This window comes from Streptomyces sp. CC53 (assembly GCF_001865245.1).
Classification (GTDB): domain Bacteria; phylum Actinomycetota; class Actinomycetes; order Streptomycetales; family Streptomycetaceae; genus Streptomyces.
This window is the reverse complement of sequence record NZ_MKXB01000161.1, coordinates 30,763-56,497: the sequence shown is the minus strand read 5'-3', so window position 1 is coordinate 56,497 and position 25,735 is coordinate 30,763. Positions and strand designations below refer to the sequence as shown.

The 25,735-nt window shown below is 73.8% G+C and carries 24 protein-coding genes and 1 pseudogene; 16 read left to right on the top strand and 9 right to left on the bottom strand.

All coding sequences use genetic code 11. The annotated features are described in order from the left end of the window. Positions 1 to 137 precede the first annotated feature (137 nt). The 4 genes from BJP40_RS18980 to BJP40_RS18965 all read left to right on the top strand — a co-directional run bounded on the left by BJP40_RS18980 (position 138) and on the right by BJP40_RS18965 (position 4,577). Complete coding sequence (locus tag BJP40_RS18980) at positions 138 to 1,499, top strand: sensor histidine kinase (protein ID WP_079171284.1); 1,362 nt, start codon at positions 138 to 140, stop codon at positions 1,497 to 1,499. 19 nt (positions 1,500 to 1,518) lie between these two features. Then, complete coding sequence (locus BJP40_RS18975) at positions 1,519 to 2,199, top strand: response regulator transcription factor (protein ID WP_071281367.1); 681 nt, start codon at positions 1,519 to 1,521, stop codon at positions 2,197 to 2,199. A gap of 153 nt (positions 2,200 to 2,352) precedes the next feature. Continuing rightward, entirely contained in the window at positions 2,353 to 3,387 is a 1,035-nt protein-coding gene (locus BJP40_RS18970; protein WP_071281366.1) for an alpha/beta hydrolase, read from the top strand. Continuing rightward, positions 3,384 to 4,577, top strand: a complete 1,194-nt coding sequence (locus BJP40_RS18965) for an acyltransferase (RefSeq protein ID WP_071281365.1) — start codon at positions 3,384 to 3,386, stop codon at positions 4,575 to 4,577. Before BJP40_RS18970 ends, BJP40_RS18965 begins: the two co-directional genes overlap by 4 nt. Positions 4,578 to 4,586: 9 nt before the next feature. On the opposite strand, the gene BJP40_RS18960 is transcribed toward BJP40_RS18965, so the two are convergent. After that, entirely contained in the window at positions 4,587 to 5,621 is a 1,035-nt protein-coding gene (locus tag BJP40_RS18960) for an aldo/keto reductase (RefSeq protein ID WP_071281364.1), read from the bottom strand. Further along, entirely contained in the window at positions 5,618 to 6,088 is a 471-nt protein-coding gene (locus BJP40_RS18955; protein ID WP_071272453.1) for a MerR family transcriptional regulator, read from the bottom strand. Before BJP40_RS18955 ends, BJP40_RS18960 begins: the two co-directional genes overlap by 4 nt. A 70-nt stretch (positions 6,089 to 6,158) precedes the next feature. Between BJP40_RS18955 and BJP40_RS18950 the strand changes: the two genes are divergently transcribed. After that, on the top strand, positions 6,159 to 6,983 hold the full coding sequence (locus BJP40_RS18950) for a serine hydrolase (RefSeq protein ID WP_071281363.1): 825 nt from the start codon (positions 6,159 to 6,161) through the stop codon (positions 6,981 to 6,983). Positions 6,984 to 7,765: 782 nt separating this feature from the next. Here BJP40_RS18950 and BJP40_RS18945 read toward each other — a convergent pair. Beyond that, positions 7,766 to 8,440, bottom strand: coding sequence for a pirin family protein (locus BJP40_RS18945; protein ID WP_371258659.1), 675 nt, complete (start codon positions 8,438 to 8,440; stop codon positions 7,766 to 7,768). 121 nt (positions 8,441 to 8,561) lie between these two features. On the opposite strand from BJP40_RS18945, the gene BJP40_RS18940 reads away from it, so the two are divergent. From BJP40_RS18940 to fabF, 5 genes are all read left to right on the top strand, one after another. After that, positions 8,562 to 9,746 carry a CdaR family transcriptional regulator gene (locus BJP40_RS18940; RefSeq protein WP_071281362.1) on the top strand — a complete coding sequence of 395 codons (1,185 nt, stop codon included), beginning with the start codon at positions 8,562 to 8,564 and terminating at the stop codon, positions 9,744 to 9,746. Between the two features lie 89 nt (positions 9,747 to 9,835). After that, complete coding sequence (locus BJP40_RS18935) at positions 9,836 to 10,768, top strand: ACP S-malonyltransferase (protein WP_071281361.1); 933 nt, start codon at positions 9,836 to 9,838, stop codon at positions 10,766 to 10,768. A 35-nt stretch (positions 10,769 to 10,803) separates the two neighbouring features. Next, positions 10,804 to 11,805 carry a ketoacyl-ACP synthase III gene (locus BJP40_RS18930; protein ID WP_071272414.1) on the top strand — a complete coding sequence of 334 codons (1,002 nt, stop codon included), beginning with the start codon at positions 10,804 to 10,806 and terminating at the stop codon, positions 11,803 to 11,805. A gap of 92 nt (positions 11,806 to 11,897) precedes the next feature. Next, positions 11,898 to 12,146, top strand: coding sequence for an acyl carrier protein (locus BJP40_RS18925; RefSeq protein ID WP_071272411.1), 249 nt, complete (start codon positions 11,898 to 11,900; stop codon positions 12,144 to 12,146). 64 nt (positions 12,147 to 12,210) lie between these two features. Then, a complete protein-coding gene (gene fabF / locus BJP40_RS18920; RefSeq protein WP_071272408.1) occupies positions 12,211 to 13,473 on the top strand; it encodes a beta-ketoacyl-ACP synthase II in 1,263 nt (420 codons plus the stop codon). Positions 13,474 to 13,598: 125 nt separating this feature from the next. Here fabF and BJP40_RS18915 read toward each other — a convergent pair whose 3' ends face one another. Further along, complete coding sequence (locus BJP40_RS18915) at positions 13,599 to 14,093, bottom strand: DUF3145 domain-containing protein (protein ID WP_071272405.1); 495 nt, start codon at positions 14,091 to 14,093, stop codon at positions 13,599 to 13,601. 295 nt (positions 14,094 to 14,388) lie between these two features. On the opposite strand from BJP40_RS18915, the gene BJP40_RS18910 reads away from it, so the two are divergent. Together BJP40_RS18910 and BJP40_RS18905 are read left to right on the top strand one after the other, a co-directional pair. Further along, entirely contained in the window at positions 14,389 to 15,324 is a 936-nt protein-coding gene (locus BJP40_RS18910) for a GDSL-type esterase/lipase family protein (protein WP_071281388.1), read from the top strand. 174 nt (positions 15,325 to 15,498) lie between these two features. Then, positions 15,499 to 15,711 (top strand): hypothetical protein, encoded by a 213-nt coding sequence (locus BJP40_RS18905; RefSeq protein ID WP_071281360.1) that lies wholly within the window; start codon positions 15,499 to 15,501, stop codon positions 15,709 to 15,711. A 215-nt stretch (positions 15,712 to 15,926) separates the two neighbouring features. Here BJP40_RS18905 and BJP40_RS18900 read toward each other — a convergent pair whose 3' ends face one another. Then, positions 15,927 to 18,509, bottom strand: a complete 2,583-nt coding sequence (locus tag BJP40_RS18900; RefSeq protein WP_079171282.1) for a glycoside hydrolase family 3 C-terminal domain-containing protein — start codon at positions 18,507 to 18,509, stop codon at positions 15,927 to 15,929. Positions 18,510 to 18,701: 192 nt separating this feature from the next. Here BJP40_RS18900 and BJP40_RS18895 point away from each other — a divergent pair, with 192 nt between their 5' ends. Both BJP40_RS18895 and BJP40_RS18890 read left to right on the top strand, forming a co-directional pair. Then, a complete protein-coding gene (locus tag BJP40_RS18895) occupies positions 18,702 to 19,307 on the top strand; it encodes a TetR/AcrR family transcriptional regulator (RefSeq protein ID WP_071281359.1) in 606 nt (201 codons plus the stop codon). A 139-nt stretch (positions 19,308 to 19,446) separates the two neighbouring features. Next, the gene (locus tag BJP40_RS18890) at positions 19,447 to 20,175 is read left to right on the top strand and encodes a carbon-nitrogen hydrolase family protein (RefSeq protein WP_071281358.1); all 729 of its coding nucleotides are present in this window, start codon (positions 19,447 to 19,449) and stop codon (positions 20,173 to 20,175) included. On the opposite strand, the gene BJP40_RS18885 is transcribed toward BJP40_RS18890, so the two are convergent. Next, entirely contained in the window at positions 20,172 to 21,038 is an 867-nt protein-coding gene (locus BJP40_RS18885; protein ID WP_071281357.1) for an EI24 domain-containing protein, read from the bottom strand. The two genes, BJP40_RS18890 and BJP40_RS18885, sit on opposite strands and share 4 nt — an antisense overlap. A 52-nt stretch (positions 21,039 to 21,090) precedes the next feature. Here BJP40_RS18885 and BJP40_RS18880 point away from each other — a divergent pair, with 52 nt between their 5' ends. After that, positions 21,091 to 22,257, top strand: coding sequence for a serine hydrolase domain-containing protein (locus BJP40_RS18880; RefSeq protein WP_071281356.1), 1,167 nt, complete (start codon positions 21,091 to 21,093; stop codon positions 22,255 to 22,257). A 359-nt stretch (positions 22,258 to 22,616) separates the two neighbouring features. Here the strand turns inward: BJP40_RS18880 and BJP40_RS18875 are convergent, their stop codons facing one another. Both BJP40_RS18875 and BJP40_RS18870 read right to left on the bottom strand, forming a co-directional pair. Next, positions 22,617 to 23,039 carry an organic hydroperoxide resistance protein gene (locus BJP40_RS18875; protein ID WP_071281355.1) on the bottom strand — a complete coding sequence of 141 codons (423 nt, stop codon included), beginning with the start codon at positions 23,037 to 23,039 and terminating at the stop codon, positions 22,617 to 22,619. Between the two features lie 65 nt (positions 23,040 to 23,104). Next, positions 23,105 to 24,124: an NADP-dependent oxidoreductase gene (locus tag BJP40_RS18870; RefSeq protein WP_071281354.1), complete on the bottom strand. Its 1,020-nt coding sequence runs from the start codon at positions 24,122 to 24,124 to the stop codon at positions 23,105 to 23,107. Between the two features lie 87 nt (positions 24,125 to 24,211). Between BJP40_RS18870 and BJP40_RS18865 the strand changes: the two genes are divergently transcribed. Beyond that, positions 24,212 to 24,649 carry a MarR family winged helix-turn-helix transcriptional regulator gene (locus BJP40_RS18865; RefSeq protein WP_071268664.1) on the top strand — a complete coding sequence of 146 codons (438 nt, stop codon included), beginning with the start codon at positions 24,212 to 24,214 and terminating at the stop codon, positions 24,647 to 24,649. 62 nt (positions 24,650 to 24,711) lie between these two features. On the opposite strand, the pseudogene BJP40_RS34955 reads toward BJP40_RS18865, so the two are convergent. Next, a pseudogene (locus BJP40_RS34955) lies at positions 24,712 to 25,735 on the bottom strand (hypothetical protein); the annotation flags it as partial.

The window sequence follows — 25,735 nt, the reverse complement described above, 5'->3', positions numbered from 1 at the left end:
CTCGGGCCGGCAGTGCAGACTCGGCGGCGCGCGCCGCCCGGTACGGCCGTCGCGCGGGTCATACCGGGGTAGGGGTGGCGAACTGGCTCCCCGGTATGACGCGGTGCCGAAGGTGGCGCGCCTACGCTGGCGGCACCATGAGCAGCCTCCACACGCCCCCGAGCAGTCCGGCGCCAGGTCGCCCCGGTGAGCCGGGCACGCCCGGCGCCATCGGCGGGACGGCACGCAGTGTGCGTCGATCCGCCCGTCACGTGCTGCACGCGCTGGGGACGGCGGTGTCGACGCCGACGGGCCCGGCGACGGCGCTGCTCGGACAGGCGACCTCGCGCTGGATGCGCCTGCTGCCGTACGCGGTGGCGCTGGCCCTGGTCGCCTCGCTGCTGCCCGTCACCGTCGTCGTCCTCATCGGCACCTACGGGGTGAACGGCGGTGTCGCCGGCGTGCTGGCCACCGCGCAGACGGCCCCGTTGCTGATGGCCGTGTCGCGGCCGTTGCAGGCGTGGTGGATCGTTTTCGCCGCCGACGTGCTCGGCGCGCTGGCGACGATGGACGCCTCCGATCTCCACGGCCTGCCGTGGCCGTGGACGCCCATGGTCGTGATCGGCTACTCCGGACTGATGTTGGCCGTGGGGCTGCGCGAGCAGCGCCGGACTCTGCTCGGCGTCTGGCTGGTCACCGGTGCGGCAGGGTTCGCGTTCAGGTTGGCGCCCTCGTCGACGGGTCAGGACACCCACTTGCTGATGTTCGTGCTGAGCGGTGTCATCCTCCTCGTCACGGGCATGCTGCGGGAACACGGCGATGCCCAGCGGCGGCTGGTGGAGCAGGAGACGATCAGTGAGGCCGAGCGGGCCCGCAGGACGCTGCTCGAGGAGCGGGCCCGGATCGCGCGGGAACTGCACGACGTGGTGGCCCACCACATGTCGGTGATCACGGTCCAGGCCGATTCGGCGCCGTACAGGATCGAGGGCCTTCCACCGGTGGCGTCCGAGGAGTTCTCGGCGATCGCGGCCTCGGCGCGCGAATCGCTCACCGAGATGCGTCGGCTGCTGGCGGTGCTGCGCAGCGAGAACGCGGAGGGCGAGCGGGCCCCGCAACCGGGCGTCGACCGGGTGCAGCAGCTGGTGGAGGCGACCATACGGGCCGGTGTGCCGGTCGAGCTGCGGCTCGCGGCCGAACTGGGCCAGGTGCCGCAGGCGGTCGACCTGTCCGCGTACCGGATCGTGCAGGAGGCGTTGGCCAACGTGGTGCGGCACGCGCCGGGTGCCCGGACACGGGTGTCGGTGTCCCGCTCGCCGAACCTGGAGTGGCTGATCGTCCTGGTCGTCAACGGGCCTGCCACAGAACGGAGTTCGCCGCTGGAGTCCTCCGGGACCGGTCACGGCCTGGTGGGCATGCGGGAGCGCGTACGGTTGATCGGCGGCAATCTCGACACCGGGCCGCTGCCGGACGGAGGGTTCCGGGTGGCAGCGCGACTTCCGCTGTTCCCGAAGCTGCCCTGAACCGTACGGAGGAAGCCCCGTGACCATCCGCGTGATCATCGTCGACGACCAGGCCATGGTGCGGGCGGGGTTCGCCGCACTGCTCTCGGCCCAGCCCGACATCGACGTGGTCGGGGAAGCCCCGGACGGCCGGGCAGGGGTCGAGGTCGGTCGGTCCTCGCATCCGGATGTGGTGCTGATGGACGTCCGCATGCCGGAAATGGACGGGCTGGCCGCGGCAAGGGAGTTGCTGAACCCCCCGCCGGGGGTGACGCACCGCCCGAAGGTCCTGATGCTGACCACCTTCGACGTCGACGACTACGTGTACGAGGCCCTGCGTGCCGGTGCGTCCGGGTTCCTTCTGAAAGACGCGCCGCCCGCCGATCTGATCTCCGCGGTGCGGGTCGTGGCGGGGGGCGAGGCCCTCCTGGCCCCCTCGGTGACCCGGCGTCTGATCGAGGACTTCGCCGCGCAGCGCCCCGCCTCCCGCCGTGCGCGGTCGGTGCGGCTGAACGGGTTGACGCCGCGTGAGACCGAGGTGCTGGAGCTGGTCGCGCGTGGCCTGTCCAACCAGGAGATCGCCGAGCGACTGGTCCTGGCGGAGCAGACCGTGAAGACCCACATCGGTCGGGTACTGGCCAAGCTGGGGCTGCGGGACCGGGCGCAGGCAGTGGTCTTCGCGTACGAGTCCGGGCTGGTCACACCCGGCGAGCCGACCTGACCCGACGGCTGGGCTCCCGCGAGCCGGTCGGCCTCACCCACCCCCTACCCCGGTATCACACCGCAGTTGGCCCCGTGGGGTGACGATCATTCAGGTCTCCGCTCCCTACCTTCCTCCACGTCACACCGGAGGACGGCAGGAACGGGGGGCGTCATGCGCCGCTACAGGAGGACACTGAAGGCAGCCGCGCTGGCGACGGCGTTGGTGGTCGGGACCGCGGGATGGGCCTCCGGGACGGCGCAGCAGCCGATGACGGGGCCGCCGCCCGGCAGCGCCGCCTGGCGGGCGGACCGGTCCCTGGGCCTGGAACTGCCCGACCCGGAGTCGGCCTCGCCCTCGGAGGTCTCGGCGTTCTTCAGGAGCCTCTCCGGTCCCCAGGAAAGGGTGCTGCTGCGGCGGCACCCGGGGGTCGTCGGCAACCTGGACGGAGTACCGCTCGCACTGCGGTACGAGGCCAACGCCCTGTCGGTGCGCCGCGACAGCCGCTTCGCGCATCTGGCGGGGCGCAGGCTCCTCGCGTTCGACCCGCGGGGGCGCGGCCTGGTGGCGGAGGTGTTCGGGGACCCGGAGCGCAGTCGGCGGGTGGCGGTCGTGGTGCCGGGCGCCGACATCGACGCCGGTTCCTACGACAACCCCCGCAATCCGTACGGCACACCGGCCGGCATGGCGAGACAGTTGCGGACCGCGACCCAAGAGCGCACGGCGGTCATCGCCTGGGTCGGCTACACGACGCCCGAAGGGGTGGGTCTGGGTGCGGCAACGGGCGAGCTGGCCGAGGCGGGGGCGGAGCGGCTCGTGCGGTTCGGAGACGGGCTCGCCGCGGAGGGCGTCGCGACGCCGTCGGTCTTCTGCCACAGCTACGGCTCCGTGGTGTGCGGGCTGGCGGCGGCGCGCCTGAAGGCGAAGGACCTCGTGGTGTTCGGGTCACCCGGGATGCGCGCCGACAACGTCACGGCGCTGGGGACGTCCGCGCGGGTGTGGGCGGCGAAGGACCCGAGCGACTGGATCGGGAAGGTGCCGAACGTACGGTTCCTCGGCCTCGGGCACGGCACCGACCCGGCGTCGGAGGAGTTCGGCGCGCGGTACGTCCCGGCGAGGGACGCCCGGGGCCACTCCGGCTACTTCGCCCCGGACACGACGTCGCTGCGCGCCTTCGCCGCGATCGCTGAGACAGGCGGCGCGGCATGAGCCTCGTGGAGCGGATCGAGCGGACGACCCCGGCGCACCGGGACCGGGCCGTCGACGGGCTGAGAGCCCTCGCCCTGCTGGCGGTGCCCGTCGGGCACTGGCTGGTCGGTGGCTTCACCGTGGACGAGCAGGGCGCCCTGCACAACGCGAGCCCCTTGTCGACCCTGACGTTCCTGGCCCCGGTCAGCTGGGTGCTGCAGATGCTCGGGATCTTCTTCCTCGTCGGCGGATACGCGTCGGCCCTCTCCTACCGGCGCCGTACCGGCAGCACGGGGCGGTGGTTGCGGGGCAGGGTGATCAGGCTCGGCCGTCCGGTCCTGGGCGTCACGGTGGTGTGGGCCGGGCTCATAGTCGTGGGCTTCGCGCTCGGTGTGCCGGAGGACACGCTGCGCACCGCGGCGACGCTGGTCGTCCAGCCCCTGTGGTTCGTGGGCGTCTACACGGTGGTGACGGCGCTCACCCCGTACTGCGTGCGGGCGGCGGACGCCGCAGGTGGCTGGGCAGCGGTACCGCTGCTGGGGTTCGTCGCGGTGGTCGACTTCCTGCGGTACGGACCGCTCGCGACGGTCGTGCCGGACGGGGCAGGTGTGCTGAACCTGCTGCCTGGCTGGTTGTTCGCCTACCAGTTGGGCGCGGCGTGGGCCGTAAGGCGGCTCGGCAGGCGGGATGCGTGGGTGCTCCTGGCGGGGGGCGCGCTGCTGTTCGCGGTGCTGCTGACGGTGTTCCACTATCCGGCGTCGATGGTCGGTGTTCCCGGTGAGGCGCGCACGAACGCGCATCCGCCGTCGCTGCTGGTCCTGGCGCTGGCAGCGGCGCAGAGCGGGGCGGCGATCCTGCTGCGCGACCGTATCGCGGCCCTGCTGCGCAGGCCCGCCCTGTGGGCGCCGGTGGCGGTGGTGAACCTGTCGGCGATGACGGTGCTGTGCTGGCATCAGACAGCGATGCTGGCCGCTGCCGTGCCGGTGTCGCTCACCGTCGGCGAGATACCCGGCTTGACCACGGCCCCCGACTCCCTGGGCTGGCTGCTGGCGCGGGCGGGGTGGCTGCCGGTGTTCGCCGGCCTGCTCGTCCTCATAGCCCGGCCGGCGTGGCGGCTGGAGGGGCCCTGGCGGGGGGCCACCAGGAGCCGCCGGGCGGTGGCGGGCATCCTGGCGGCCGCGTTCGCAGTCTTCGCCCTGGGCCTGGCGTGACCGCGGAAGTCACAGCTCCCGGGCGGCGGAGGTGGAGGACATGTCCGGGTAGCGGTCCCCGGCCACCTGGGCCGCGACGGGTTCGAGCAGGGCGAGGTCCGCCTCGGTGAGGGTGATGCGGGTCGCGGCGGTGTTCTCCAGCAGCCGGCCGCGCTTGCGGGTGCCTGGGATGGGCACGACGGTCAGGCCGTGGACGGCGGCCTGCTGATGGACCCAGGCGAGGGCGATCTGGGCGGGGGTGGCGCTGTGGGCGGTCGCCACGGTGCGCACGGGGTCGAGGAGGGAGGCGTTGCGGCGGGCGTTGGCGCCGGAGAAGCGGGGCTGGTTGCGGCGGAAGTCCCCGTCAGGTAGCTCCGTGGCCGCGTCGGTGAAGGATCCGGTGAGGAAGCCGCGGCCGAGCGGGGAGTACGGGACGAAGGCGACGCCGAGCTCGGCGGCGGCGGGCACCGCGCTGCGTTCCACGTCGCGGGAGAAGAGCGACCATTCGGACTGCAGGGCGGCGATGGGGTGTACGGCGTGGGCCTCGCGCAGTTCGGCTCCGGTGACCTCGCTCAAGCCGAGGTACCTGACCTTGCCCTCCTTGACCAGCTCGGCCATGGCACCGACGGACTCGGCGAGGGGGACGGCCGGGTCGCGGCGGTGCATGTAGTAGAGGTCGATGACGTCGACGCGGAGGCGGCGCAGACTGCCTTCGACGGCGGACCGGATGTAGGTCGGGTCGTTGCTGATGCCCCGGGCCCCCGGGTCGTCGCCGCGGACGACGCCGAACTTCGTCGCCAGAGTGATCTCGTCGCGGTGGGCGGCGACGAACGGGGCGAGGAACTCCTCGTTGGCGCCCCGGCCGTACATGTCGGCGGTGTCGAGGAGCGTGACACCGGCCTCCAAGGCGGCGTCGAGGGTGTCGCGGGCGGCGGCCTCGTCGGTGTCGCCGTAGAACTCGCTCATCCCCATGACACCAAGACCCTGGACGCCGACCAGGGGGCCGTCGGTGCCGAGGCGGACCTGGGCGATCCGCTGAGCGGGGCGGGTGGTGTGCGTGGTCATGCGTCGGGCCTTTCCTGGGCGCGGCCGGCGCCCGAGTAGATGTCGATCTTGTAGTCCAGGACGGCGAGGGTGTCCTGCAGTTCCGCAATGCGGGAGAGCACGTCTCTGCGAGTGGCTTCCAGGAGTTCGCGGCGTTCGTCGAAGGTGTGCTCGCCCCGGCGTACGAGATCGGCGTAGCGCACCATCGCGGCGACGGACATGCCGGTCAGCCGCAGCTTGCCGACGAGGACGAGCCAGTCCAGGTCACGGTTGGTGAACCGGCGCTGCCCCGTGGCGGAGCGGTCGACGTGCGGCATGAGGCCGATGCGCTCGTACCAGCGCAGGGTGTGGGCGGTGAGTCCCGTCCAGGCCGCGACCTCGCTGATGGTGTAACGGTCTTGGCCGTCGGGGCGGGGGTGAGCAGGTGGTGGGTCGGCGCACACGTCGGTGCGCGGGGTGGTCGTCGGAGTGCTCTCGATCACCGTCATGTCGTCCACGCTAGGAGGTTGGAGTGCACTCCAGGCAAGGGCCGCCCTGCGAGCAAGTACGCTCGACGGCATGCAGAGCCTGGCGTTGATCGATAACTGGCCCGTACCCGCCGCCGCGGCGGCCGTCGTACACGCGGACGGCACGGTGGCCGGATCCCACGGCCCGACGGACCGGCGGTTCCCGCTGGCTTCGGTGACCAAGCCGCTGGCGGCGTACGCGGTACTGGTCGCCTACGAGGAAGGCGCCGTCGAACTCGACGAGCCGGCCGGGCCGGAGGGCTCCACCGTGCGCCATCTGCTGGCGCACACCTCGGGGGTCGCGTTCGACGAACAGCGGGTCATGGCGCCCCCCGGCACCCGGAGGATCTACTCCAACACCGGGTTCGAGGTGCTGGCGGACCACGTGGCGAAGGCCGCGGACATCCCGTTCGGGGAGTACCTGCGCGAGGCGGTGCTGGAGCCGCTGGGCATGACGCGGACGACGTTGGACGGTTCGCCCGCGAAGGACGGGGTGTCGACGGTCGACGACCTCGTGCGGTTCGCAGCGGAGCTCCAGGCACCGAGCCTGCTGGACCCGCGTACCGTTCTGGAAGCCATGACCGTCGTCCACCCGGGACTGACCGGTGTCCTCCCCGGGTACGGCCACCAGAAGCCGAACGACTGGGGGCTCGGCTTCGAGATCAGGGACGGCAAGTCGCCGCACTGGACGGGTGTCGCTTCGTCGCCGCGCACCTTCGGCCACTTCGGCCAGTCCGGGACGTTCCTCTGGGTCGACCCGGACGCCCGGGCGGCGTGCGTGGCGCTGACGGACCGGGCGTTCGGCCCCTGGGCCGTCGAAGCCTGGCCGCCGTTCACGGACGCGGTCCTCTCAGAGCTGCGCGGCGCCCGCGGCTGAACCAGGCAGGCCGAGGGGGCGGCGCCCCGCACCAACCGGCTCGTGGTTCGGGGCCCAGGCCCGTGGCTCACAGCTCGTGACCCGTAGAGGGGCTGTGTCCCACGCCGTCCCAGCAGCCCGGCGCCCGCCGCTGAAGCAGGCCGGCCAAGGGCTCGGCGCCCGCACCGACGGTTCCGCGCCCGTGGCTCGGAGCCCGTGGCTCGGGGCGGCCCGTAGAGGGGCCGCGCCGTCCGCCGTCCCGGTAGCGCGGCGGCGACGCCGAACCGCTGCCTGCGCCCCTCCGGCGACCCAGCCGCACGACCGCACGACGCACCTGGCCGGTACCGATCCGAGCGCGACCGCCTCGACCGCACGAGACACCCGCGGCGCCACCCGGCCCCACGGCGCCCGGCCCGCCAGCCGGGCTCACCGCGCAGCCCGTGGCTCCGTTCCGCCCGTGGCACGCCCAGCCCGGCCGACCACGGCCTGCCCCATGCTGGCGCCGCCCGCCCACCGGCTGCCTCGACCGCGCAGCCTGCAGCCGGGGCACCTTCCGTGGCCTAGTGGGCCTGGTGGTGCGATACATGGGCCGGCCTCCCGGCTTCGCCGCGCCCGGCCCGGGTGCGACGAAGCCGGACGATGGTTCGAGCTGGGCGAGGCCGGCCGGAGGGCAGCGCCCCGAGGTGGGCGGCGCAGGCTGAGCGGACCACCCGACAGAGCCCGGTCCACGCACCGCCCCACCGCACACAGGCGGCTGCCGCCCCACCGGGCCCGGTCCGACGGCGGGGAGCCGCCGCACCTGTTCAGGCGGGTGCGTTCATCTCCCACACGAGGATCTCGGCCGGTTCCGTCGCGGTCAGCTCCAGGCCGCGGGCGCCGGTGATGCGGGCCGCGTCACCCGGGGCGAGCCCGTGCCCGTCCAGCTCCGCACGGCCGCGCACGACGTGGACGTACAGGAAGTCGCCGTCCGGGAGGAGCGTGCGCTCGCCTGCGGCCGGGCGCCGCAGGTGCAGGACGGCGCCCGCGGCAGGCACGGCGTACGGCGCGGTGCCGACCGGGCCGGGCACGTGTGCGTACGACGGTTCGCCGCCCGGCTCGCGCGGCGCCAGCCACATCTGAACGAACGTCAGCGGTGCCGGTCCGTCGTTGCGTTCCACGTGCCGCACGCCCGCTGCTGCGCTCAGGTGCTGGAGGCCGCCGGCGCGGACGACCGTCGCATGCCCCGTGGAGTCCCGGTGCGTCAGCTCGCCCTCCACGACCCACGTGACGATCTCGGTGTGGCTGTGAGGGTGCTCGTCGAAGCCTGCGCCCGGGGCGAGCCGCTCCTCGTTGCAGGCGATGAGAGCGCCGAAGCGGATGTTGCCGGGGTCGTAGTGGGGCCCGAAGGAGAAGGCGTGCCGGGTGTCGATCCCGGCTGCCGGGTCGCCGCCGGGGTAGCGGTCGCCCGCCCGGTGCAGGGCCAGCTGCGTGTACGTCACGGATCCACCGTAGACGCCGCCCGCTGTGCGACCCTGCCCGCCCGCCGGGGCAGAGCGGGGCAGAAGGGACAACGGTGGACCGGCGGGGCGGGGCGCCGTCCCGATAAGGCAGTCTTGTTCCGTGCCTGATCCCGCAGCAAACGACGCCCACCCGCACGCGGCGACCCTGAAGCGCCTGGAGCAGTCCTCCGGGCGGCTGGCCGCGAACGCCATCGCCCGCATGGACGAGACACTGCCGTGGTACAGGGCGATGCCTCCGGAGAACCGGTCCTGGATCGGCCTGGTGGCCCAGGCCGGTATCGCGGCCTTCACCGAGTGGTTCCGGCATCCCGAGACGCCGCAGGCCATCTCCACCGACGTGTTCGGGACCGCGCCGCGCGAGCTGACCAGGGCGATCACGCTGCGGCAGACCGTGGAGATGGTGCGCACCACCATCGAGGTGATGGAGTCGGCGATCGAGGAGGTCGCCGCGCCGGGTGACGAGGCCGTGCTGCGCGAGGCGCTGCTGGTGTACGCCCGTGAGATCGCCTTCGCGACCGCGCAGGTGTACGCCCAGGCCGCGGAGGCACGGGGCGCGTGGGACGCCCGCCTGGAGTCCCTCGTGGTGAACGCGGTGCTGTCGGGCGAGGCCGACGAGGGTGCGGTGAGCCGGGCCGCGGCCCTCGGCTGGAACTCGCCGGAGCACGTGTGCGTGATCCTCGGCACCGCCCCGGACGGTGACAGCGAGCTGACGGTGGAGGCGATCCGCCGCGCCGCCCGCCACGCCAAGCTGCAGGTGCTCACCGGGGTGCTGGGCGACCGCCTCGTGGTGATCGCAGGCGGCAGTGACAACCCGCTGGCGGTCGCCAAGGCGCTGATCGGCCCGTACGCCGCCGGCCCGGTGGTGGCCGGCCCGGTGGTGTCGGACCTGCAGACGGCGACGCGGTCCGCGCAGGCGGCGGCTGCCGGCCTGAAGGCGTGTTCCGCCTGGCAGGACGCGCCGCGCCCGGTGCTGGCGGACGATCTCCTGCCGGAGCGGGCGATCGCCTCCGATCCCGCTGCCCGGGAGCAGTTGGTGGAGGAGATCTACAGCCCGCTCAAGGAGGCGGGCTCGGCTCTGCTGGAGACACTGAGTGTCTACCTGGAGCAGGCGAGCAGCTTGGAGGGTGCGGCGCGGATGTTGTTCGTCCACCCCAACACCGTGCGCTACCGCCTGCGCCGTGTGACCGATGTCACCGGATGGTCACCCTCCGATGTCCGATCGGCTTTCACGCTGCGGATCGCGCTCATTCTGGGGCGCTTGGCCGACGCGGACGGCCAGCTCTAGTCTTTTGTGGGGGATCAACAATTCGTCCGACGGTTCTTCGTCCCAGTCCCCACGGGCGCCAGGGACCGTCCACAAGAGAGAGTGTGAGGGTGCTCGTACTCGTCGCTCCCGGCCAGGGTGCTCAGACCCCTGGCTTCCTGACTCCTTGGCTCGACCTCCCCGGTGCCGCCGATCGTCTCGGCGTGTGGTCCGAGGAGCTGGGCCTGGACCTCCTCCACTACGGCACGAAGGCCGACGCGGAGGAGATCCGCGACACGGCGGTCGCGCAGCCGCTGCTGGTCGCGGCCGGTCTGCTGTCCGCCGCGGCACTGGATGACGTGAGCACCCTGGCGCCGGACGCGGTGGCGGGCCACAGCGTCGGCGAGATCACCGCGGCCGCGTTCGCCGGGGTCCTGGACGACACGGCCGCGCTCCGCCTGGTGCGCACGCGGGGCCTGGCGATGGCCGAGGCCGCCGCCGTCACCCGCACCGGGATGTCGGCGCTCCTCGGCGGCTCGCCCGAGACCACGGTCCCGCACCTGGAGAAGTTGGGCCTGACCCCGGCGAACGTCAACGGCGCGGGGCAGATCGTCGCCGCCGGCACGCTGGAGCGGTTGGCCGCGCTGGAGGCGGACAAGCCCGAGGGGGTGCGCCGCGTGGTGGCCCTCACCGTGGCGGGCGCGTTCCACACGCACCACATGGCTCCTGCCGTGGCGAAGCTGGAGGAGGCCGCGAAGGCCCTCACCCCGGCCGACCCGAAGGTCCCGTACGTCTCGAACAAGGACGGCGAGACCGTCGCCTCGGGTGCCGACGTCGTCACCCGTCTCGTCGGGCAGGTCGCCAACCCGGTCCGCTGGGACCTGTGCATGGAAACGTTCCAGCGGCTCGGCGCGACCGCGCTCGTCGAGGTGTGCCCGGGAGGCACGCTGACCGGTATCGCCAAGCGGGCCCTCCCCGGGGTGCGGACGCTCGCCCTGAAGACCCCCGACGACCTGGACGCGGCCCGCGAGCTCATCGCCGAGCACGCCGGCGCAGCCGCCTGACGACCGGGACGACCGAGCAAGGAGCCGTAGAGAGCATGGCGAAGATCAGGCCCAGCAAAGGCGCCCCGTACGCACGCATCATGGGCGTCGGCGGCTACCGCCCCACCCGTGTCGTGCCCAACGAGGTGATCCTGGAGAAGATCGACTCGTCCGACGAGTGGATCCGCTCGCGCTCCGGCATCGCCACGCGCCACTGGGCGTCGCCCGAGGAGACGGTGACGGCGATGTCGGTCGAGGCGGCCGGCAAGGCCCTCGCCGACGCGGGGCTGACTCCGGAGCAGATCGGTGCGGTCGTCGTCTCCACCGTGTCCCACTTCAAGCAGACCCCGGCCGTGGCCACCGAGATCGCCGACCGCATCGGCGCGCACCGGCCCGCGGCGTTCGACATCTCGGCGGGCTGTGCGGGCTTCGGCTACGGACTGACGCTCGCCAAGGGCATGGTCGTCGAGGGTTCGGCGGAGTACGTGCTGGTCATCGGCGTTGAGCGGCTCAGCGACCTCACCGACCTGGAAGACCGCGCGACGGCCTTCCTGTTCGGTGACGGTGCCGGTGCCGTCATCGTCGGCCCCTCCGAGGAGCCGGCCATCGGCCCGACGGTCTGGGGCTCCGAGGGCGACAAGTCCGAGACGATCAAGCAGACCGTGCCGTGGACGGACTACCGCGACGGCACCGTCGACAAGTTCCCCGCGATCACGCAGGAGGGACAGGCGGTCTTCCGCTGGGCCGTCTTCGAGATGGCGAAGGTCGCCCAGCAGGCCCTCGACGAGGCCGGCGTCAGCCCGGCCGACCTGGACGTCTTCATCCCGCACCAGGCCAACATGCGGATCATCGACTCGATGGTGAAGACCCTCAAGCTGCCGGAGCACGTCACGGTCGCCCGCGACGTGGAGACCACCGGCAACACCTCGGCCGCCTCGATCCCGCTCGCGATGGAGCGGCTCCTGGCGACCGGGCAGGCGAAGAGCGGTGACACCGCGCTCGTCATCGGCTTCGGGGCGGGTCTCGTCTACGCCGCGACGGTCGTTACCCTCCCCTAGGGCACCGTCCGGATCTTCCGGACGATCCGCCCGCAGCACAGCCTCTGTGAAACCCAGAGCTACACACCGCTACACACTGAAGGAGCGCCACCATGGCCGCCACGCAGGAAGAGATCCTCGAGGGTCTCGCTGAGATCGTCAACGAGATCGCCGGTATCCCGACCGAGGACGTCGAGCTGGACAAGTCCTTCACCGACGACCTGGACGTCGACTCGCTGTCCATGGTCGAGGTCGTCGTCGCCGCCGAGGAGCGCTTCGAGGTGAAGATCCCGGACGAGGACGTCAAGGGCCTCAAGACCGTGGGCGACGCTGTCGACTACATCCTCAAGCACCAGGCTTGATCCGGTTCGCCACCCGGCGGTGGCGCCGCTCGCCTTACCTCTGACACGTGGAGAGAGAATTCCTGTGAGCTCGACCAATCGCACCGTGGTCGTCACCGGTATCGGCGCAACCACACCGCTGGGTGGCGACTCCGCCTCGACCTGGGAGGGTCTGCTGGCGGGACGCTCCGGCGTGCGCCCCCTGGAGGGGGAGCGCTTCGCCGACCTGCCCGTCAGCATCGCCGCCCGGGTGGCGGTCGAACCCACCGAGGTCCTGCCGCGGCCGCTGGCCCGCAAGCTGGACCGGTCGGCGCAGTTCGCGCTGATCGCCGCACGCGAGGCGTGGGCCGATGCCGGCTTCACCGCTCCCGCGGGAGAGGACGCCGCCGTGCGCCCCGAGCGGCTCGGTTCCGTCATCGCTTCCGGCATCGGCGGCGTGACGACGCTCCTCGACCAGTACGACGTGCTGAAGGAGAAGGGCTCGCGCCGGGTCTCCCCGCACACCGTGCCCATGCTCATGCCGAACAGCCCCTCCGCCAACGTCGGCCTGGAGGTGAACGCCCAGGCGGGTGTGCACACCCCGGTGTCGGCGTGCGCGTCGGGCGCCGAGGCCATCGGCTACGCCGTCGAGATGATCCGTACCGGCCGGGCCGACGTGGTCGTGGCGGGCGGCACCGAGGCGGCCATCCACCCGCTGCCCATCGCGGCGTTCGCCAACATGATGGCGATGTCCAAGAGCAACGACGAGCCCGAGAAGGCCTCCCGCCCGTACGACAAGGGCCGTGACGGCTTCGTGCTGGGTGAGGGCGCCGGCGTGGTCGTCCTGGAGTCGGCCGAGCACGCCGCCGCGCGCGGCGCCCGCGTGTACTGCGAGGCGCTGGGGCAGGGCCTGTCCGCCGACAGCCACCACATCGCCCAGCCGGAGCCGACAGGCCGCGGTATCGCCGCCGCGCTGCAGAACCTGCTGGACGGCACGGACCTGAAGCCGTCGGAGGTCGTGCACCTCAACGCGCACGCCACCTCCACTCCGCAGGGTGACGTCGCGGAGATCAAGGCGCTGCGCAAGGTGCTCGGCGACGACCTGGAGCACGTGGCGATCTCCGCCACCAAGTCGATGACGGGTCACCTGCTGGGTGGCGCGGGCGGCATCGAGACCGTCGCCACGGTCCTGGCGCTGCACCACCGCACGGCTCCGCCGACCATCAACGTCGACGAGCTGGACGAGGAGGTCGACGCCGACGTCGTCACCGGTGGGCCGCGCGCGCTGCCGGAGGGCACGATCGCGGCGCTGAACAACTCGTTCGGCTTCGGCGGCCACAACGTGGTGCTGGCGTTCCGTTCCGTCTGACGGCCCGCCAGGCACGTGCCGAGCATGAGTGAGGCCCCCGCCGGAAGGCGGGGGCCTCACTCATGCCCTCAGCCGCAGCTGCTTCCCGAGTGGGGCTCAGGGCCGCACACGACGCGTCCGTACGCTCAGACGACCTGGTGCAGCCACCGCACCGGTGCGCCCTCCCCGGCGTAGCGGAAGGGCTCCAGTTCGTCGTCCCAGGGCTTGCCGAGCAGTTTGGCGATCTCCGCCTCCAGCCGGGTCTCCCCTTGCGCGGAGCGGGCGAGGGCGGCGCGCAGCCGGTCCTCGGGGATCATGATGTCGCCGTGGATCCCGATGACCGCGTGGAAGATGCCGAGCTCGGGCGTGGCGCTGTAGCGCTCGCCCTCGGCCGCGGAGCAGGGTTCGGCGGTCACCTCGAAGCGCAGCATCTGCCAGCCGCGGAGCGCCGAGGCGAGTTTCGACGCGGTGCCCGCCTCGCCCTGCCAGGAGAACTCCGCTCTCCAGGTCCCCGGTGAGGCCGGCTGGCGGATCCAGTCGAGCTGGACTCTCGTGCCGAGCACTCCCGCCACCGCCCATTCGACGTGTGGGCACAGCGCACGCGGCGCGGAGTGGACGTACAGGACTCCACGTGTCGTCACCGGGACCTCCAGTGTGGGACGAGGTTCGCCTTTTCCCAGCGGCCTCAGTAAACAGCATCGGGAGCGAAACTCCACAAAAGGGACAGCTTGTGACGTGATGTAATTTACCGGAGCCGGTCGGTCGGGCGCCTCTGGTTCGACGGGGAAAAGCTATCGTGCGCCGGGGCGATGAGGATGACGTACGGTCGGTCCCGTGGGCCGTCGACACGAAGCTTTCACTCGCCAGGACGCCGACCGCTCAAGGGAATCCGGCGGTACGGTGCCCTCCGCGGCGTCCGCGCTCCGCGAACCGCCCCTGCGGCAGGGGGCCGGACGGGCGGTCGCCGCCGCGCTGGTCTGCGCGTCCGCGCTCTCCGGGTGTGTCGTGTCGCCCGGAAGCAGCAGCGGCGCCCCGGCGCCGACCGCCCGCACGGAGGCTCCCCGGCGGGCCACTCCGTCGCCGGCCCCGCCGTCGCCCTCCGCCCCACCGGGCCGCTCGGGGTGGAACACCCGCCCCGATTCGGTCGCGGCGGTGGGCGACTCCATCACCCGGGCCTTCGACGCCTGCGGTGTCCTGGCGGACTGCCCCGAGGCGTCCTGGGCCACGGGGTCCGACGCCCGGGTGAACAGCCTGGCACTGCGCCTGCTCGGGGAGTCCGGGGCCGCCGAGCGGAGTTGGAACCTCGCCCGGTCCGGGGCCCGCGCCGCGGACCTGCCCGGGCAGATGGCGCAGGCGGCGGAGCGCCGGCCCGGTCTGGTGACGGTCACCGCCGGCGCCAACGACGCGTGCCGCCCCACCCCCGCGCTGATGACCCCGGTCGCCGACTTCCGCGCGTCGTTCGCGGCGGCCCTGGCCCGGCTGTGGAAGGCGTCGCCGTCGACGCGGGTCTACGTGACGAGCGTGCCCGACCTGAAACGGCTCTGGTCGACGGGGCGGGACAGCGCCGAGGGCCGGCAGGTGTGGTCCCTGGGCGTCTGCGCGTCCATGCTGGCCGACCCGCTGGACACGGGGGCGGCGGCCGAGCGGCGCAGGTCAGCGGTGCGGGAGCGGGTCGTCGCGTACAACGAGGTGCTGCGGGAGGTGTGCGTACGGGACGAGCGGTGCCGGTACGACGGCGGCGCCGTTTTCGAGCACCCCTTCGGTGCGGCCCAGTTGAGCCCCTGGGACTGGTTCCATCCGAGCGTGGAGGGGCAGGCCCGGCTGGCGGACATCGCCTACCGGAACGTCACGGCGGCGCGCCCGCCCGCGTAGGCTCGGGCACGGTCGCGAAGGTCGGGGAGCGGGGCGGCCTGGCCTACGGCACGGACGTGCACCGCCGGACGCTGGAGCGGCAGACGCGCACTCTCCGGTACGGGTGCGGGTCCTCACGTACGGCGGCGTCGTGCAGTCGGTGGAGGTTCGGACCGCCACGGGACGGCGGCGCGCGTGGTGCTCGGCTTCGACGGTCCCGTCGGGTACGAGGCGCATCCCGGGCCCTGCTTCGGGGCGCTCGTCGGCCGGTACGCGAACCGGATCGCGCACGGCTCCTCCACCCGGGACGGGCGGACGCACCGGCTCGCCCGCGACGGCGGGCCGCGCGGCTTCGACCAGCGCGTGTGGACCGCGCCCCCGACCGATGCGGGGACGGCGTGCGGCTGACAGCGGAGAGCCCCGACGGGAGGAGGGCTCCCCGGGCAGGTACGTCGCCGACACCTCCAGGGTGTTCCGGTCGACGACGCGGTACGGCTTCGGCGTCGCCCTCGGCGGCCGGGGCTCACGACGCGGCCGGCGGTCGCGCCCCGCTCCGTCGGCGCCCTCCACAGGCCCCTCCGACGAGCGCCGCCGACCCTCGGCCGCGCCCCGGCGGCGGGCGTTCAGTCGAGTTCCAGGGCGACCCTCAGGCGGCTGTCCGTGAGGGAGCGGCCGGCGTGCACCTCGTACACGCCCGGTACCGCCGTCCACTCCCCCGCGTCCTCGTCCCACACGTCGAAGAGCCGGGGCGCGAGCCGCACGACGGCCTCCACCGCCTCGCCGGGCTCCGCCCGGACCGCCGCGAAGCCGGCGAGCCACCGCCGCGGCCGTTCGACGAGGTCGGCGCGGGGGGCGACGTACAGCTGGACGACCTCGCGGCCCGTCCGCGTGCCGGTGTTGCGGACGACGACGCGGGCCGTGGTGGGGGTGGCTTCCAGCGACTCGTACTCCCAGGTCGTGTAGCCCAGCCCGTGGCCGAAGGGGTACGCGGGCGTCGCACCGGACCGGTCCCAGGCGCGGTAGCCGACGAACAGCCCCTCCTCGTACGGGAGTGCCCCCTCGGGTGACGGGGTGACGCGGCTGACGGGGGCGTCCGCGAGGGCGACGGGCCAGGTGGTGGGCAGGCGGCCGCCGGGCTCCTGGGCGCCCAGGAGGACATCGGCGAGGGCGGCGCCGCCCTCCTGGCCGGGGAACCAGCTCAGCAGCACCGCGGCGACGTCCTCGCGCCACGGCATCTCGACGGGCGCCCCGGCGTTGACGACCACGACCGTGCGCGGGTTCGCCGCGGCCACGGCCCGGACCAGGTCGTCCTGCCGGCCGGGGAGCCGCAGGTCGGTGCGGTCGTGGCCCTCGGATTCGACGCGTTCGGTGGTGGCGACCACGACGACGGCGGTGTCGGCGGCCCGCGCGGCGGCGGCTGCCTCCCGGATGAGTTCGTCGGGGTCGCGGCGGGGCGGCCGGTGGAGGAGGCTGAAGGCGACCGCGGGTACGGGCGTCGGGATGCCGCGGTCCGTGGTGTGGCGCAGGGACACCTCGACGGGCTCGCCCGCGGCGAGGGATGCGGTGCCGCGTTCGGTCGGGGCGCCGGTGAATGCCTCGAACGGGTCGGTCTCCCCGCCCGCCTCCTGGACCCCGTCGTAGAGGACGCGGCCGGCCACGGCGAGGGTGAACGGACCGAGTCCGCGGGTGCCGAAGACGTGGTCGCCGCTCTCCCGCGGCAGGAAGGTCCCGGTGACCTCGACGCTGTGCAGGGTGCCGTGGTCGACCCCGGCCGGCAGGTCGGCGCCGACCCACTGGACCTGGCCGGTGGGCAGCGGCACGTCGGCGAGCACGGCACCCGACGCGTCCCGGCAGACCGCGCGCAGGGTGAAACCGGCGCCCGCGGGGGCGGGTTCGCGGTCGGGGTCGGCACCCACGGCGTAGGTGGGGGCGGTGCCGTCGGACAGGGCGGCGGCGAGGCCGTCGAGCGGGGAGACCGTCCGTGAGGGGAAGACGTGCGCGGACCCGCCTCCCAGGATGCGGGCGTCGCGTGCGGCCGCCCCGATGAGGGCGGTCCGGCAGCCGGGGGACAGCGGCAGGGCCCCGCCGGTGTTGCGCAGGAGCACGAAGGACCGGTGGGCGATCTCGCGGGCCAGGGCCTGCCCGTCCTCCGGCTCGGGCGGCTCCGGCACCGCCGGGTCCGCGCCCCGCAGCGCGCCGACCCGGCCGGCGAGCCGCAGCAGCCGCCGTACGGCTCCGTCGACGGCCTCCTCGTCGGCCTCGCCCGCCCGCACGGCGGCGGCCAGCGCCTGCCCATACACGGTGTGCGGGCCCGGCATGGCGATGTCGAGGCCGCCGCGCAGCGCGCCGGAGGTCGACCGGGCGGCGAACCAGTCGGAGACGGTGACGCCGTCGAAGCCCCACTCACCGCGCAGCACGTCGTGCTGGAGGTGCCGGTGCTCGGTCATGGTGATGCCGTTGACCCGGTTGTACGCGGCCATGACGGCCCAGGGGCGGGCCTCGCGGACGATCGTCTCGAACGGGCCGAGGTAGAGCTCGCGCAGCGGGCGGGGCGCGATGACGTTGTCGACGGTGAAGCGGTCGGTCTCGGCGTCGTTGGCGACGAAGTGCTTGACGCAGGCCGCGACGCCACCGTCCTGGACCCCGAGGACGTAACCGGTGCCGATCGCGCCGGTGAGGTGCGGATCCTCGCTGTACGCCTCGAAGTGGCGACCGCCGAGGGGCGAGCGGTGCAGGTTCACGGTGGGGGCGAGCAGCACGTGGACGCCCTTGCGGCGAGCCTCGGCGGCGAGGGCGCGTCCGGCGCGGCGGGCGAGGGCGGGGTCCCAGGTGGCGGCGAGCGCGGTGGGGGACGGGAGGGTGAGGGACGGGTCGTCGGGGGTCCAGCGCACCCCCCGCACGCCGACGGGGCCGTCGGACAGCACCAGGGAGGCGAGACCGACGGCGGGGACGGCGGGGAGGCTCCACATGTCCTGACCGGCCAGGAGCCGGGCCTTGGTGTCGAGGTCGAGTCTGCGGAGCGCGGCGTCGACCGCCGTGCCGAGCCGCTCCTCGCGCGCCCGCGCCCCACCGGGTCGGATCGCGCCGTTCCTCCCCCCGGACCTGGCTCGGTCACCCGCCGCCCCGCCGCCCGCTTCTCCGTCCGGCCGTCCGCGCCTGGTCGCTCCGAGGCTGCGCTCGCCGGTTCCCGCCCTGTCGGCCGCCATGGCCACCTCCCGCTTCCGGGCCGTCGGTTGGCGCCCATCGTGGACCGGGAACCTATCGATTGGTAGGTCTCGTTTCGTTTTCGTGATCTGAAGCACGGAGGGATGGCGTACGGTCCTTTCGGGCGAGCGGGCGCCCCGCTCGGGCGCCGGAGGCGGCGCAGCCCGGCAGGGCGCGTGAGAAGGGAGCGGCGGATGGCGGGGGCCAGGCCCAGGAGCGAGGAGCGGCGCGCGGACATCCTGCGCGCCGCCTTCGAGGTGATCGCGGAACGCGGCTACCGGGGGGCCTCGCTGGCGGCGGTGGCCGAGCGGGCGGGGCTCACCCAGCAGGGGCTGCTGCACCACTACCCCAGCAAGGAGGCGCTGCTCGTCGCGGTGCTGGAGGAGCGCGACCAGTGGGACACCGGCGGCGCGGGCCCCCGGGGCCGCGAGGGCTGGCGGCTGGACCTGCTGGCTTCCCTGGTCGAGTACAACGCGATGCGTCCGGGCATCGTGCAGACCTTCTCGGCGCTGCTCGGGGAGAGCGTCACCGAGGACCACCCGGCGCGCGACTTCTTCACGCGGCGCTATACGCAGGTGCGGCAGGACATGGCGGCCGTGCTGCGCGCCGAGTTCGGTGACCGGCTGCCGGGCGGTCTCGCTCCCGAGCGCGCCGCACCCCTGCTGACGGCGGTGCTGGACGGGCTCCAGTACCAGTGGCTGCTGGACCCGGAGTCGGTGGACATGGCGGCGGCGTTCCGCGACTTCCTGGTCCTCCTCACGGGAGGGAGCGCCGATCCGTCCGCCGACGAGGGGGAGTAACGTGCCGGGGTGGGCGGCGACATGCCCGCCCCGGCCGGCGCCGGTACGGCGTCCGCCTGCATACGGCGCCTCGGCCCGCGGCCGGCGGGGCGTGTACGGGCGGACCGGCCACGCATCGCTCGGGGAGGGCAGAACCACCATGATCGTCGCTGCAGCCCAGTTCAGCAGTGTCCCAGGGGACGTCGACGGCAACGCCCGGACGATGGCCGGACTGGTCCGGGAGGCCGCCGGAGCCCGAGTGGTCGTCTTCCCGGAGCTGGCGCTCACCGGGTACGAGCCGGAGCTGATCGCCCGCGACCCGGGGCTGCGGCTGGCGGACGGCGACCCGCGGCTCGACCCGGTGCGGGAGGCGTGCCGCGAGAGCGGCGCCGCCGCGGTCGTGAACACGGCGGCCCCGGGCCGGCAGGGCGGCCCCCGCCCGGCCCTCACCTCGTACGTCATCGGTCCCGACGGGGCGACGCTTGCACGCTACGACAAGCAGCACCTCCACGACGCGGAGCGCGGGGTCTTCGAGGCCGGTACGGGCGACGGGCGGTTCACCCTGGACGGCCACAGGTTCGCCCTCGCCACCTGCTTCGACAACCACTTCCCCGAGCTGGGCGGCCGGGCCGCGGCCGACGGCTGCCGGGTGTACCTGGCGAGCTCGCTGTACGGCACGGGGAACGGGGTGCTGGAGCGGGCCGCGGTGTATCCGGCGCTCGCCCGGGACCACGGGCTGTTCGTCGTCCTCGCCAACCACGTGGGCCCCGCGGGCCCCTGGACGGGTTGCGGGCGCAGCGCGGTGTGGGGGACGGACGGCACGCTGCTCGCGGAGGCCGACGGGGTGCGGCCGGGAGTCGTCAGCACCCGGCTCCCGCTCGCCGCCTAGTCCTTCGGCAGGCCGGACGCCCCGGGGGCCTGCGGGTGGGTGTACGGCTGGGGGTGCGGCTGCGGCGGGAGGGGCTGGGCCTGCGGCGGCGCCTGCCCGGACGCCTCCGCGGGCAGCGGCCCGCCGTCCTCACCGGTCAGCTCGCGTGCCAGCAGCGTGGCGCCGGCCACCGCGCCCGGCATCAGGAAGACGGCGGCGAACGGCACCAGGTAGGCGAGTGCCAGCGGCACTCCGAAGCCGAGGGTCAGCAGCCTGCGGCCCCGCAGGAGGACGAGGCGGTCCTTCAGCCGCATGCGGCGGCGCTGGAGCGCGACGGCGGTGAGCTCCTCGGCGAGGAAGAATCCGGACACGCAGAAGCCGACGACGGGCACGACGGTCTGGCCGGCGACCGGGATGAACCCGAGGGCGAAGAGCAGGACGCCCCACAGGAGGACCCGCAGCAGCACGCGCAGGCTGTCCCAGGCCGAGATCCACAGCTCCCGCCACAGCGGCAGCCCGGAGACGGGCACCTTCCCGCCCTCGGTGCGGTCGACCTCCTCGGAGAGGGACTCGTAGAACGGCTGGCCGACGATCAGCGTCACCGCGGTGAACGTGATCACGGCGAGAAAAAGGCCGAGGGCGAAGACCAGAGCGGTGAGGAAGCCTCGGAAGAGGCCCTGCCACGGCGACGCCCAGTCGTCGGCGAAGGGCGTCACCCAGGCCGTCAGGTCGTCCGCGCCGTACCCGAGGCCGACGAGGGCGCCGGCGTAGAGGACGAGGGTGATGAGCCCGGGCAGCAGCCCGATGCCGAACCAGCGGCCGTTCCGGACGACCCACCGCTGACCGGCGAGCAGGTGGCGGAAACCCTTGGCAAGATCACGCATGGGGGTCACCCTATCGAGGTCGCGAGAAATCGGATGAGTAGGGGAAACGCGGATGTCTGGGGTGCCGAACGAAGTCCGGGGTGTCGTGGCGGAGGGGTACGAGGAGGTACGTGAGGCGTTCGCCACCGTGGTGGCGCAGGAGCGTCCCGACCATGCGGGGCAGCTCGCGGCGTACGTCCGGGGGCGGAAGGTCGTCGACCTGTGGGCGGGTCCGGAGACCGACGGGGTCGACGGCGACACGCTGTTCGGCGTGTTCTCCTCCACGAAGGGCGCCGCGCACCTGGTGGTGGCCCTGCTGGTGCAGGACGGGGTCCTGGAACTGGACCGCCCGGTGGCCGCGTACTGGCCGGAGTTCGGCGCGGGCGGCAAGGAGGGTGTCACCCTGCGGCAGGTGCTGGCCCACCAGGCGGGCCTCATCGGCGTCGACACCGGCTTCACGCCCGAGGAACTGGCCGACGACCGGGCGCTCGCCGCGCGGCTCGCGGCGCACCGCCCGTACTGGCGGCCCGGTGCCGCCTTCGGCTACCACGCGCTGACGATCGGGGCGCTCACCGGCGAGGTGGTGTTCCGGACGACCGGGCGGACGCTGCAGCAGGTGTACGAGGAGCGGATCCGCGCCCCGTACGGGCTGGGCTTCTTCCTCGGGCTGCCGGAGGAGCAGGAGCACCGCTTCCGCTCGCTGCTGCCGATGGACCCCACGCCGGAGCAGCAGGCGGAGCTCGGGGCCGTGCCGCAGGGACCGGCCACCCTGGAGGCGATCTCGTTCAACACCCACGGCGAGCACCCGACCGACCTGGAGGCGCTGCCCAACAGCCGCCTGGTACGGGCCAAGGGGCCCGCGTCGGTGGGCGGCGTGGCGTCCGCCCGTGGGCTGGCCGGGATGTACGCGGCGGCCGTCGGCCTCCTGGGCGGGGGGCACGCGCCGCTGTTGAAGGCGGACACGGTCGCGGAGTTCGGGCAGGTCCACGCGCACGGCATCGACGTGGTGGCCCGCACCCCCGCGGCCTTCGTCCTGGGCTTCCAGGATCCGACGGTGCGCTACCCGTGGCTGGGGGCGGGCTCCTTCGGCCACAGCGGCGCGGGGGGTTCCCAGGCGTTCGCCGACCCGCGGGCGGGCTTGGCGTACGGCTACACCCGTCGGCGGTTCGCCTACCCGGGCGGGGCGGCGCCCGAGAACGTGGATCTGGTGGCGGCGGTGCACCGGGCAGCGACCCGCTGAGGCGCACGGTGCAGGACGCGCGGCACCTGCGCCACACCGGGGAGAGTGCGGTGCCCGGGGCCCGGCCCACGAGGCAGGGCTCTGCACGGGGCGGAGCCGTGCGGCGGACAAGGCAGGGCACGGCGTGCTTCGCTCGACCCGGGCGGACCGGTACCGCGTCCGTCGCAGCGCGGCCGGGGGGCCTGCCGCATGGAGCGAAACGGCCGGGCAGGCGGCGCGGTGCCGACCGGGGACGTCATGCGCGGGGGCGACCGTGCAGGGCAGGGCGGGAGCGCGTCCGGCACAGGTCGGTGCGCCCCGGGCCGGACGGTACGGCGAGGGCCGCATCCCGGGATGCGGCCCTCGCCCTCCCGCGAGCGTCAGACGGCCAGCTCGACGGTGATGTTGCCGCGGGTCGCCTTGGAGTACGGGCAGACCTGGTGGGCCTTCTCCACGAGCTCCACGGCGGTGGCGGCGCTCACGTTCGGGATGCTCGCGGAGATCCTGACGATGAGGCCGAAGCCCTCGGCGTTCTTGCCGATGCCGACCTCCGCGGTGACGGTCGAACCGGTGAGGTCGGCGCCCTCCTGACGGGCAACCACACCGAGCGCGCCCTGGAAGCAGGCGCTGTAGCCGGCGGCGAAGAGCTGCTCCGGGTTGGTGCCCTCCCCGGACCCGCCCATCTCCTTGGGCGGGTTCACGACCACGTCGAGCCTGCCGTCGTCGGTGGCGACGCGCCCGTCACGGCCGTTCTCCGCAGTGGCCACCGCGGTGTACAGGACGTCGGACTGCTGTATGGACATGTAAGAGTTTCCTCCTGTGTCGTCGCCGCGACTCGCGCCCACGATCGCGACGGCTGGGAGGGAGCCTAGCGGGTCAGCGAAACGATCATCTTGCCGGTGTTGGCACCGCGCAGCAGGCCGAGGAAGGCATCGACGCCGTTCTCGATGCCCTCGACGACGGTCTCGTCGTAGGTCATCTCGCCGGACCGCAGCCAGCCGGAGACCTCCTCGACGAAGCGCTGCTGCATGCCGTAGTGGTCGCCGACCAGCACGCCCTGGAGGCGCAGCCGCTTGGAGATGGCCTGTATGAGGTTGCGCGGGCCGGGTGCGGGCTCGGTCTCGTTGTACTGGGCGATCATGCCGCAGAGCGCGGCACGTCCGTGCACGTTGAGCGCGGAGATCGCGGCTTCGAGGTGCTCACCGCCGACGTTGTCGAAGTAGACGTCGATCCCGTCCGGTGCGGCCTTCTTCAGCTGGTCCTTCACGGGGCCGCTCTTGTAGTTGAAGGCGGCGTCGAAGCCGTAGCCTTCGACCAGCTTCCGCACCTTCTCGTCGGACCCGGCCGAGCCGACGACGCGGGACGCTCCCTTGAGCTTGGCGATCTGGCCGACGAGGCTGCCCACGGCGCCGGCGGCGCCGGAGACGAAGACCGCGTCGCCCTCCTTGAACGAGGCGACCTCCAGCAGGCCCGCGTAGGCCGTGAGCCCCGGCATGCCGAGCACGCCCAGGTAGTAGCTGAGCGGCGCGAGCGCAGCGTCGACCTTGGCCACGTGACGGGCCTCCACCTCGGCGTACTCGCGCCAGCCGAGACCGTGCAGCACGTGGTCCCCCACCGCGAAGCCCGCGGCCGCCGAGGCGACCACCTCGCCCACGGCGCCGCCCTCCATCGGCCGGTCGAGCGCGTACGGGTCGACGTACGTCTTCACGTCGTTCATCCGGCCGCGCATGTACGGGTCCACCGAGAAGTGCAGGTTGCGCACCAGGATGCGGCCCTCGCCCGGCTCGGCGACCGGCGCCTCGCGCAGGGCGAAGTCCTCCGGGGCGGGCCAGCCCTGCGGACGGGAGACGAGGTGCCATTCACGGCTGACGGCGGGGAGTCCTGACATGCTGATGCCTCCAAGAATGCTTCACTACCTGAAACAACCATGCTCCTTGATATTTCAGGTTGTCAAGTAAACCGGTAGGATGTGTGCATGGCCCCCAGCACACCTACGGATCCGCTCACTCGCGAGGTCGTGGAACTCATCGGCACGGTCGTGTCTCGCTACCACGAGGAGTACGAGCAGGCCGCCGCCCAGCACTCGCTGACCGGCGCGCAGGCGCGGGTGCTGAGCCTGCTCGCTCTGGAGCCCATGCCGATGCGGCGCATCGCCGTTTCCCTGCGCTGCGAGCCTTCGAACATCACCGGGATCGTCGACCGGCTGGAAGGCCGCGGCCTGGTGGAGCGGAGGCCGGACCCGGCGGACCGCCGCGTCAAGCTGGCGGCGCCCACGGAGGAGGGACGCGCCACGGCCCGGCGGCTGCGGGACGCACTGGACTTCGCCCGCGAACCCCTCGCCGGGCTGTCGGTCGCCGAGCGCACCCTGCTACGGGACCTGCTGCGCCGCATGCTCGGCGACGCGCTGGACTGACGCCCCTCGGCCCGGGGCCCTGCCGTCGCGGCGGGCAGCACCGCCGAGGCGGCACCGCCCGGTCAGAAGCACCACCACAGCCAGGGCGTGCACGTCTCGCTGGGCGAGGGCGAGGACTCCGGCGTCTGCGTGGGCGTGGGCGCGGGGTCGCCCGGCGGCGGGGACGCCCCGCCGGACGCGGACGCGGACGCGGACGGCCGAGGCGTCCCGCTCGGCGGGGCCTCTCCGCCACCCGTGCCCGGCTGCTGGGCCCCGTCCCCGTCCTCTTCCGAGCCTCCGCCGGCCGTGCCGCCCGCCCCGGAACCGCCCCCGGCGCCGGACCCGGCGCCCTGGTCGCCGGTGTCACCTGTGTCGCCGCCGGAGGCCGACGGGCCCGCCGGCCCGGCGGGTCCGTCCGAGGCGGGGCCGCCCCCGCCGGGCCCGCCACCGCTGCCGTGGCCCCGCGCCGCGGGGGCGTCGTCCGACGGTTCCGCGGTGGGCGAGGCGGACTCCGACACCTCGGCCGGTTCGGACGGCGCCTGCACGCCTTCCGAGGACACGGGCAGCGGCGCCGGGTCGGCCGGCCGGTCCTCCTGCCGCACGGCGGACGCGGCGCCCCCGTCCGGCGGCAGGCGGTCCATCGCCAGCCCGGCCAGACCCACGGAGCCCAGGGCCAGGGCCAGCCCTCCGGCACCGAGCAGGACGCTCCGGCCGCGCCGCCGCCGCGCCTTCCGGTCGGCCGAGCGCGCGGCGGCCCGACCGCTCCGGGCGCCCGCCGCACCGGCCGAGCGGGGGGCTCCCGCCTTCTGGGAGGCGCCGGCCCGCCCCTCACCGTGCCGAGCCAGCCGAACGACCTGGTCCGCTTCAGGGGCGGACGGCTCGGATCCGGTCCCTCCAGGGACCGCAGGGGCCGCCGGGGCAGACGGTGCGTGCGGGTCCGCGCCCGCGGGGTGGCGGGCGGCTGTCCCGGCCGCGCCGCCGTGGGCACCGGAGCCTCCGTCGGGGGCGGGCCCGGTCGCAGGGGCGCCGTACGGGGCGTGGGCGTCGGTGGTACCGGGGGCGGAAGGGGGGCGGGGGCCGGGCGGGGTGTCGAGGAGGTCGGCGTGG